General features: G+C 68.9%; 8 protein-coding genes. 4 read left to right on the top strand and 4 right to left on the bottom strand.

Going from position 1 to position 9,376, the window contains the following annotated elements:
• The 3 genes from LBC97_00850 to LBC97_00840 all read left to right on the top strand — a co-directional run.
• Positions 1–339: YbfB/YjiJ family MFS transporter (locus LBC97_00850; GenBank protein MDR2564608.1), on the top strand; the 339-nt coding region annotated here is incomplete at its 5' end.
• Between the two features lie 43 nt (positions 340–382).
• Positions 383–1,561, top strand: a complete 1,179-nt coding sequence (locus tag LBC97_00845; protein MDR2564607.1) for an ATP-binding protein — start codon at positions 383–385, stop codon at positions 1,559–1,561.
• A gap of 110 nt (positions 1,562–1,671) precedes the next feature.
• Positions 1,672–3,402: a ubiquinone-dependent pyruvate dehydrogenase gene (locus tag LBC97_00840; protein ID MDR2564606.1), complete on the top strand. Its 1,731-nt coding sequence runs from the start codon at positions 1,672–1,674 to the stop codon at positions 3,400–3,402.
• On the opposite strand, the gene LBC97_00835 is transcribed toward LBC97_00840, so the two are convergent.
• Together LBC97_00835 and LBC97_00830 are read right to left on the bottom strand one after the other, a co-directional pair.
• The gene (locus LBC97_00835) at positions 3,399–3,878 is read right to left on the bottom strand and encodes a GtrA family protein (protein ID MDR2564605.1); all 480 of its coding nucleotides are present in this window, start codon (positions 3,876–3,878) and stop codon (positions 3,399–3,401) included. The genes LBC97_00840 and LBC97_00835 overlap by 4 nt on opposite strands.
• Before the next feature lie 4 nt (positions 3,879–3,882).
• On the bottom strand, positions 3,883–4,818 hold the full coding sequence (locus LBC97_00830) for a glycosyltransferase family 2 protein (protein ID MDR2564604.1): 936 nt from the start codon (positions 4,816–4,818) through the stop codon (positions 3,883–3,885).
• Between the two features lie 74 nt (positions 4,819–4,892).
• Between LBC97_00830 and LBC97_00825 the strand changes: the two genes are divergently transcribed.
• Positions 4,893–5,669 (top strand): polyprenol monophosphomannose synthase, encoded by a 777-nt coding sequence (locus LBC97_00825; GenBank protein MDR2564603.1) that lies wholly within the window; start codon positions 4,893–4,895, stop codon positions 5,667–5,669.
• On the opposite strand, the gene LBC97_00820 is transcribed toward LBC97_00825, so the two are convergent.
• Together LBC97_00820 and LBC97_00815 are read right to left on the bottom strand one after the other, a co-directional pair.
• Positions 5,654–8,392, bottom strand: coding sequence for a hypothetical protein (locus LBC97_00820; protein ID MDR2564602.1), 2,739 nt, complete (start codon positions 8,390–8,392; stop codon positions 5,654–5,656). The genes LBC97_00825 and LBC97_00820 overlap by 16 nt on opposite strands.
• Positions 8,389–9,375 carry a Gfo/Idh/MocA family oxidoreductase gene (locus LBC97_00815; protein ID MDR2564601.1) on the bottom strand — a complete coding sequence of 329 codons (987 nt, stop codon included), beginning with the start codon at positions 9,373–9,375 and terminating at the stop codon, positions 8,389–8,391. The genes LBC97_00820 and LBC97_00815 overlap by 4 nt, the downstream gene beginning before the upstream one ends.
• Position 9,376 lies beyond the last annotated feature (1 nt).

Genomic DNA, 9,376 nt, shown 5'->3' with positions numbered 1-9,376 from the left:
CTGGCCTGCGCCTTGGCCATCCAGGCCCTCGGGATGGCCCTGCCCGCCCTGGCCGAGGGCCCCTGGGCGGCCGGCGCCGCCGCAGTCCTGTTCGGCGGGACCTTCATGGGCGCGGTGGCCTTGGCCATGGCGGCCGGCCGCGCCCTGGCCCCTGGGCGCGCGGTCGCCATCCTGACCGCCGGCTACGCCTTGGGCCAGATTGTCGGCCCGGCCCTGGCCGGCGCCGTGGCCGGCACGGGCTACCGCCCGGCCCTGTTCATCGGATCCGCGTTCGCGCTGGTCGGAGCGGCTGCGGCGGCCACCGGCCGCACATCTATAGTGATTTATACCCGTGTATAGGAGATTCTGCTATACACGGGTATAGATCGCTATACTTGCCATTGTGGACCAGCGTTCCAACCCTTTCAGCCCAGGCGCCGGCCTGCGGCCGCCGGAGTTGGCCGGTCGTCAAAAGCAGCTGGCAGACTTCGAAGCCATGATGGCGAGGTCCGCAACCGGCCTGCCCTCAAGTCCTTTGGTTCTGTTCGGCCTTCGCGGCGTGGGCAAGACCGTGCTGCTCGAGGCGTTTCAGGCGCGGGCCGAGGATGCTCACTGGCAGACCATGAACCTCGAGGCGGCCGGCGCGGACCCGGAGCTCGGATCGGCCGGTCGGCGGTTGGCCCGCGAACTTGAGCGCGTCCGCCACAAGGTGGTCCGGCGCCGGGGCTTCGCCGAAGCCGTAAAAGCGATCGACTCGTTCTCGCTCAACGCCGGGCTGACGGGAGGCGGCATCGCGATCGGGCGCCATGAGCCCGGCCAATCACCGGTTGACCTCGAACTGGCGTTGCTCGACGTGGTGGACACGCTCGGGCCGCGTTTGGCCAAAGACGGAACTGGATTGGCTCTGTTCATCGACGAGTTGCAGGACCTTGACCCTACCGTGACCGGCGCTGTGATCGCCGCCCAGCACCGAGCCGCGCAACGCGGGTGGCCGTTCATTCTGGTCGGCGCGGGCCTCCCGTCCGTTCGGGGCAAATTGGCCGCCGTGCGCTCCTACGCCGAGCGTTTCAGCTACACGGTGGTGGACAAACTGGACCACGAGTCCTCGCGGGCCGCCCTCGCACAACCGGCCGAGCGGTTGGGCGTCCGCTTCAACAGCGCGGGCCTTGATCTCATCGCAGGCGAATCCCAGGGCTACCCGTTCTTTCTGCAAACCTTCGGATATCACGCCTGGCGGCTGGCCGAAGGCACGGAGATCGACCAGACGGACGCCCGCCAAGCCATCGAGGACGGCTGGGCCGAACTCGACGACGGCTTTTTCACCAGCCGATGGGAACGCGCGACCAAGGCGGAACGGACCTTCCTCGAGGCCATGCTCCCTCCGGCGTCCAGCCCCGACCCGGGCGTGGACGCGGTGGCTGTCGGCCAAGTCGGCGCGCGGATGGGCAAGAGTCCCAGCCAACTCTCCACCACCCGCGCCGCCCTGATCGCCAAGGGGCTCGTCTACGCGCCCGAACGCGGACGGCTCGCCTTCACGGTTCCCGGCATCGCCGCCTTCATCCAGCGCCGCTCCGAGCGCTGACCGCCCCAAACCGTCCGCCTGGCGGAACGAACGGGCGCGGAACCCGGCCGGATGGAACGGGCGGCATAGCCTCCCCCAAGGTGTGAAACCAGAAAAGAGGGGGCGATGAAATGGCGCACAATGTGGCCGATCAACTTTGGCAGATGCTCGCGGACGCGGGGGTGGCGCGATGCTACGGAATTGTGGGAGACGCGCTCAACCCCGTGATCGACGCGTTGCGCCGGAACGGGCGGGTGGAGTTCATCCACGTGCGGCACGAGGAATACGGGACGTTCGCGGCCGCCTCGGAGGCGCAGCTGACCGGGCGGCCGGTCGCGGTCTGCGGCACGGCCGGTCCCGGCGTGGCGCACCTGATCAACGGGCTCCTGGACGCGAAACACGAGGGCGCGCCGGTGATCGCCGTGGCCGGTGACGTCGAGCGGACCATCATGGACACCGACGGGCTGGAGGAGCTGAACCCGTACGACTTCTTCCGCACGGCCTCCCTCTACACGGGCCGGATCGTGGACGCGGACCAGGCCCGCGCGGTGATAAACCAAGCCATCAACACGGCCTTGCTCGAGGCCGGGCCGACCGTCATCTCGCTGCCCGGCGACGTGGCCAAACAGGAGTCCACCAAGCGCCGCTACAAGCTGCCGCGCCTCGACACCGCCCCTCCCCCGGCCCCCGAGGCGGACCTCGCCGCCATGGCGGACCTGATCAACCAGGCGCGCAAGATCACCATCATGGGCGGCTACGGCTGCCGCGACGGCGCGCCGCAGGTCGCGGCGCTGGCGGAACTGACGGCCGCGCCGGTGGCGTTCTCGTTCCGGGGCAAGCAGTGGCTGGAGGCCGCCACGCCGAACGCCGTCGGGATGACCGGCCTGCTCGGCTGGGGCGGCGCCTACGACGCGCTCCATGACGCGGACCTGGTGCTAATGCTGGGCTGCGACTTCCCCTTCCAGAACTTTCTGCCGGCGGGGACGCCCGCCATCCAGATAGACCGCGACCCGCGGCGGCTGGGACGGCGGATGCCGATCGAACTGGGCGTGGTCGGGGACGTCGGCCAGACCGTGGCGCAGTTGCTGCCGCGATTGGAGCGCCACGCCGACCGCGGGCACCTGGACCACCACGTCCGCCAAACGGAGCGCTGGCTGGGCAAGCTGAGCCGTTACGTGGAACGCGGGCCGGACATGAAGCCGATCCGCCCGGAGTTCGTGGCGGCCACCATCTCCGACCTGGCCGACGACGACGCCCTCTTCTTCGCGGACACCGGCACGCCGTGCATGTGGGTCGCCCGGCATGTCCGCGCCGGCCGGGACCGCCGCTTCATGGGATCGCTGACCTGGGCGTCAATGGCGTCTGCGGCGCCGTACGGCTTTGGGGCCGCGCTGGCCGCGCCGGGGCGCCAGGCGATCGCCATGTGCGGCGACGGCGGTTTCACCATGCTGGCTTTGGGCGACCTCATCACGGAGGTGCAGCACAAGGCGCGGGTGGTCAACGTCATCTTCAACAACGGCCAACTCGACTTCGTCAACATTGAGCAGCAGGAGGCCGGCTACATCCCGTTCGGCACGGACATGCCCAACCCGAATCTGGCGGCGGTGGCCACCGCCCTGGGCGCGCACGGGATCCGGGTCGAGGAGCCGGGCGACGTGCGCGGCGCGGTCGCGGAGGCCCTGGCTCACAAGGGCGGCCCGGTGGTGTTGGACGTGGTGGTCGACCCGACCGCGCTGTCCATGCCGTCCCACTTGCCGACCTCCACGGCCGAGGGCTTCACCCTTTCCAGCATCAAGCGGGTGTTCCACGGCGAGTTGCCGGAATTGGTCCACGAGGCGGCCGACAACGCCCGGATCCTTTAGCCGGACGGGCGGAAGACCCAGACCCGCAGGACCACGAAGTTGACCAGGCCCACCAGGGCCATCGCGATCAGCTTGGCGATCCAGCCGGGGACGTCGCACCAGGTCAGCGCCGCCACTAGGGCGGTCGAGGCGACCAGGTTGACGGCCACCAGGGTGACGTAGCGGCGGATCGCCCCCGGCACCGCCCCCGCCCGGAAGGTCAGGTCGCGGTTCCCCCGGTAGTTGACGGCGAACGAGGACACGAAGCTGATGGCGCTGGCCGCCCATGCGACCAGGCCCAGCGCGGCCAACGCCATGAACACCCCGAACTCCACCAGCGCGCTCGCGCCGCCAACCAGGACGAACAGGACCAGCCGCCGCCAACCGTCCGGTCCCAGGAATCGGCCCAGGGACCGGCCCAGGGGACCGCCGGGAGGGCCGGCTGGGGGTCCGGCAGGGCTGGGGGGGTCGGCTGAGGGCGGCGGGGCAGACGGCATCGTGCTACTTGGGGGTGGCCTGGATGTCCAAAACCAAACCCTGGACCAGGAACTGGATCCCCACAATGGTTGGCGCGACGCCCAACAGCCAGGTGCCGGTCGAGGCGGACACGCCGTGGCTGAGCGACCAGACCGTGGCCCAGGCGCCCACGGCGAGCCCAAAGATGGTCAGCGCAAGGCCCGCCAACAGCAGCAACGCGATGGGCGAGAAGCTCCAAAGGATGTACTTGCGCCACAGCCGGCGCCAGCCGCCCGCGATCAGCGTCCCCATGATGCGCGGGGCGACCTTGGCCAGGTTCATGGTCGAGGTCTCCGCGCCGTAAACCGCCGGGATGTTGACGTCCCGTGCCCGCACGTCGAAGATGTTCAGCCAAATCAGCAGGTCGTTCTCAAAGTCGTAGCGCTTGTGCACCTTGCCCAGCGGCAGGCGGCGCAGCACCTCGGTGGTGCAGGCCGTGTACCCGTTCTGGGGGTCCACCAAATTCCAGTAGCCGGAGGCGGCCTTGGTCAGGAGGGTGAGGATCATGTTTCCGAAGATGCGGTGCCTCGGCATGCCCTCGAAAGACGTCGAGGAGTAGAAACGGTTCGCCTTGGTGAAACCGACCCCCTCCTCCGCGATCGGGTCCAGCAGGCGCGGCAGGTGGGCGGGGTCCATCTGCGCGTCCCCCGCCATCACCACCGACACGTCCATGTCGAGTTCGATCATGCGCCGGTGACCGGTCACAATCGCCCCGCCGACCCCTTGGTTGACCTGGTGCGTGACGACCTCGGTGCGTTGGTCCGCCGCCGCTCTGGCGACCTCGCCGGTGTTGTCCGGGCTCGCGTCGTCCACCACCGCTATCCGGTCCACGAACTCCGGCATGGTTTTGATGACGGTCTCAATGTGGGCTTCCTCCTTGTAGGCGGGCACCACGACACCCACTTTGAGCCCCTTGTACACGCCGCCCAGGCTACCAGGCGACGCGGTCCGGCCAGTCGACCGCCGGATGGCGTTTCCTCTGGTAGCGTGCCTGAGTGCCCTCGGAGACGCCGACCAGCCCGGCCACACCGGCGCCGCTGGTCATCATCCCGACTTTCAACGAACGCGAATCGCTCCCCGGCGTGGTCGAACGCCTGCGCCGGGCCGTCCCAGCCGCCCACGTCTTGGTCGCCGACGACGCGAGCCCGGACGGCACCGGCGAGTGGGCCGATGCCGCCGCGGCCGCCGACAGCCACGTCCACGTCTTGCACCGGTCGGCCAAGGAAGGCTTGGGCAAGGCGTATCTGGCGGGCTTCGCCTGGGGCCTGGAGCGGGGTTTCGACCCCCTGGTGGAGATGGACGCGGACGGGTCGCACCGCCCCGAGCAACTCCCCGACTTGCTGGCCGCCTTGGACCGCGGCGCGGACCTGGCGATCGGGTCCCGTTGGGTCAAAGGCGGCGAGGTCCTGAACTGGCCGAGGCGGCGCAAACTCCTCTCGCGGGGCGGCAACGCCTACGTTTCCATCATGATGGGGCTGAGGATCAAGGACTCGACCGCCGGCTTCAGGGCCTACCGAGCGTCTTTGCTGCGCTCAATCGACCTGAGCACCGTTGAGGCCCACGGCTATGGCTTCCAGGTCAACATGTCAATGGCGGTCCGCGACGCGGGCGCGCGCATTGTCGAGGTGCCGATCAGCTTCCCCGAACGCGAGGCGGGAGTCTCCAAGATGAGCGGCTCGATTGTGCGGGAGGCCATGTGGCTGGTCACCAAGTGGGGCCTGGCCAGGCGTTGGGCGTCGTTGTTCAGACGCGCACCTCAGCGGCGAAGATAGGCCGCCCAGCCGTGGTCGTTGTCCGCGGCTTCGTAGTCGCGGTCTAGCATGGCGCGCACCTTGTTGGCCAGATCCGGGCTGACACACCCTGCCGTCCAACCGCTCGAAGAGTCCTCATAGCCAAGAATGACGAGTTTGGGCCGGCCCGCGAGGACTTCCTCGGCCCGCGAATCGCACCACCTCCGTTTGAAGTCTGCGTCAAAGCGGGACATCGGCTCGTAGAGGCGGGCGGTGCCCGGCGCGCGCTGCGCCGCGTAGTAGACGGTCGGGGACACTCCGAACAAGGCGATCTCGTCATCAGGGTCCGTGTGCTCCCGCACAAAAGCCGTGAGATCCCGAACGGACTCGCTGGAGGCGCTGTCAGACCAGATCTTGTCCCGCCCCGCGACCGCCGGACCCGCCGACGCGGCCACCAGGACCATTCCCGACAGGGCCGCGATCAACCCGGGCCAGGGCGGCCGCAGGCCCAGCCCCTGGTTCAGCCCCTGGACCGCCTTGGCGATCAGCCACGCCACGGGCCAGGCCATCAGCGGCACGAAGGACATCATGTAGTTGGGATCGGGGTTGCCGGAGACTCGGTTGGCCAACCAGTTGGCGGCCAACCCGGCGGCGCAAACCAGAGCCGTCCAGCGCACCGGCGCCGTCAATGCCACGGCGCGGGTGTCCCCGCCTTCGACTTGGCGCCAGAACCGGCGGACGACAAGGCCGGCCACGCCCAGGCCGAAGAGCCCCAGAGCCATCAAAACCGCTGGCGAGGCGAACCCCAGCATCTTCCAAGAACTGGCCTCGAGTTCCTCTGGCGAATGCTGCCAGTGGACCACGTCAAAGTAGGCCGCCTCAAGCGCGGCGCCCAGGGCGCCGTCCGCCGCCAGCCAAACCCCCAGCGCCCCGAGCACCGCGGCGCAGGCGGCCAACGCGGTTCCCGCCAGCCGCCACAGCCGGGACCACGCGCGGCTTTTGGCCAGGTACAAGGCCAACCCCAAGGCGGCGACGCCCGCGAACGCGACCAGGTTGGGCCGCAGCGCGAAGAGCCCGCCAATCGTCAAGCCCAGGGCCAGGCCCCGCCGCACCGGCCGCGTCCCCATCTCGGTCACGGCCCGGAAGGCCGCCAGGGCGGCCAACGCTTGAAGGGGGATGGCCCACTCCTCAACCAGGTCCCCTCCCACCAAAGTCTTCGCCAGTTGGGTCAACGCCACGGTCGCGGCGACGGACGCCAGCCAGGGGTTGAGCAGCATCCGGGCCAGCCTGTACATCAGGACCGCCCCCGCAACGAGGGCGATCAGTTCCAGCACGTAGACGCCGTGCCAGTAGTCGAGCCTCACCCCCAGGGCGTTGATCAGGTAATACAGCGGCCCCTTGTTCTCCCACACGTCGAGGTACAGGGTCTCGCCTTGGTTGAGTCGCCAGCCAATTCCAGCGGCGATCCCAGCCTGGTAGCCGTAGCTCCCGTTGGCGGCCGGGAAGAAGTATGTGAAAGTCGAGAAGCCCGCCGCAACGCCCGCCGGCAGGGCGACGGGCGCCCATTCTCGCCAAGCTCGCCGCGCCCCCGTCGACGCGGGTTCGCTCGCCTTGGCCGCCGGCGCCGGACGGGCAATCCTTGTCGCCGCGGCCCTGGGGCGGGTCGCGAGCCAACCCAGCAACGCGCCGACTGCCAGGACATAGGCGAACCAGCCCGGTTGGCAGTAGCGCAGTCTGACCTGAGCGGCGCCATTTAGTATTTGGTACACCATTCCGGCGGCGAGGGCCCCGGCCGCCAAGTGGACCTCGACCCGACGCCAGCACACCGCGAAAGACGCCGCCAACAGCACAATCAGCACGGCCATGGCGGCATCGGAGCCGCTGAAGGCGGTGAGCGACAGGTAGACCGCCCGCAACCCGTTGAACAGCGATTGCTTCAGAGTCCATGTGTCCGAACCGGTCTGCACAAGCCACTCCGCCTTGGGGCTGTAGGGGAAGGCAAGGAGTTGGAAAACCTGGCACGCCGCCGCGACTCCAACGATCACGGCCGCCGGTCCGGCCCACGAGTTCTTGGGCGTCTTGGTCTTGGCCCACTCCCCCAGCCATGCCGCGAACAAGGCGCCGGCCGGGATGAGCATCGCTTGGCGGGTGAACGCGAAAAGGACGGTCACCACGCCGGCGGCCAGCAACCAAGCCCGCCTCCGTCGCCCGCCCGCAGCGCGAGCTCGCCACGCCGCCCCCAGCGCCAAGGCGAACCATAGGGCGCTCAGCGACTCCGTCAGCGCGGCGACCCCGAAGAAGAACCACGTGCCGGAGGACAAGACAAGCGACATGACGGCCAGGCCCACAACAGTGCCGTAGCGGCGCCGGAGCGCCCAGCCCATCAACCCGAAGAGCAAAGCGACCGCGCCAATCGACACGACCAGCAGACCGTGCCAACCCATCAACCGCACGAACGGTGCGCTCAGCAGCGAATAGACGACGCGTGGCTCAACCAGGTTCCAGTCGAACATCCGCTCGACCGATGGGACGTTGAAGCCAATCGTGTCGCCAGCCTCGTTCGCCTTGGCGAAGGCCTCCTCGCGACTGTAGCCGGAATACAGCAACGCCCGGCCGTAGTAGAACAGCGAGTCCGTGGACAACAGCCGGCGCACGCTGAACACTCCGCGCAGCGTCACCAAGAACGCGACCGCCAGGATCGACCAATAGACCGTCGGGTCGGTTCGGTCGGAGGCGAACAGCCGCCCTCCCTGGCGCGTTTTCACGGCCGCACGGTCTGACCCGTCGCAGCAGACTTCAGCGCCGCCTCGGCCGCAAGCAGGGTCTTGCAGCCTTCCGCGAGCGAGACCACGTCATGGCGCACCCCGAGGACCGCGTCCCGGAACGCCTCGTCCTCGGCTTTCAGCGGCTCGCGCGTCTGGATGGCGTAGCGGATCGTGTCGCCCTCTGACACGCCCCGGAACTGGCGCAACTGCTCCCATTCAGTGGGCACGGAGCCGTTCGCCCAGAAGGTCAGGGTGACGGCGGCGGTGTCCGCCACCAGCGCGCCGCGTTCGCCGGTCACAATGGTGACCCGCTCCTTCATGGGGGACAGCCAGTTGACAATGTGGTTGACCAGGACGCCGTTCTCCATTCGGCCCGTGATCAGAACCATGTCCTCGTGTTCCCGCAACGCCCGGTGGGTGACCTGGGCGCTGATCGCGGCGTAGTCGGAGCCCGCCAGCCATTGGGTGGAGTTGATGTCGTGTGTGGCCAGGTCGGTGACCACGCCGACGTCCGCTATCCGGGACGGGAAAGGCCCCTGCCGACGGGTCGCCACCTGGTAAACGTCGCCCAGTTCGCCTTGGCCAATCCGGCTGCGCATCTCTGAGATCGCCGGGTTGAAACGCTCGACGTGTCCCACGCAGGCGGTCACGCCCGCCGCGCCAAAGGCCTCCGCCAGGCGTGAGGCTGCGGCCGCCGATGCCGCCACCGGCTTTTCGAACATTGTCGGCACCTTCGCCTCGGCCAGGGCCAAGCCGACTTCCTCGTGGTACGTGGTCGGCACGGCCACCACCGCCAGGTCCAAACCCGCCGCGATCAGGTCTTCGACCGACCGGCCGACTTCCAGGTCTCGGGCCACGCCGAACCGGTCGCCCACGGGGTCCGCGACGGCCACCAGGTCCACCCCGTCAATCTCGCGCATGATGCGGGCGTGGTGGCGGCCCATCGAGCCGATCCCGATCACGCCCGCCCGCAGGTTCGCCATC

The sequence above is a fragment of the Bifidobacteriaceae bacterium genome, assembly GCA_031281585.1.
GTDB lineage: Bacteria > Actinomycetota > Actinomycetes > Actinomycetales > WQXJ01 > JAIRTF01.
This window is presented reverse-complemented; position numbering and strand designations above follow the sequence as displayed.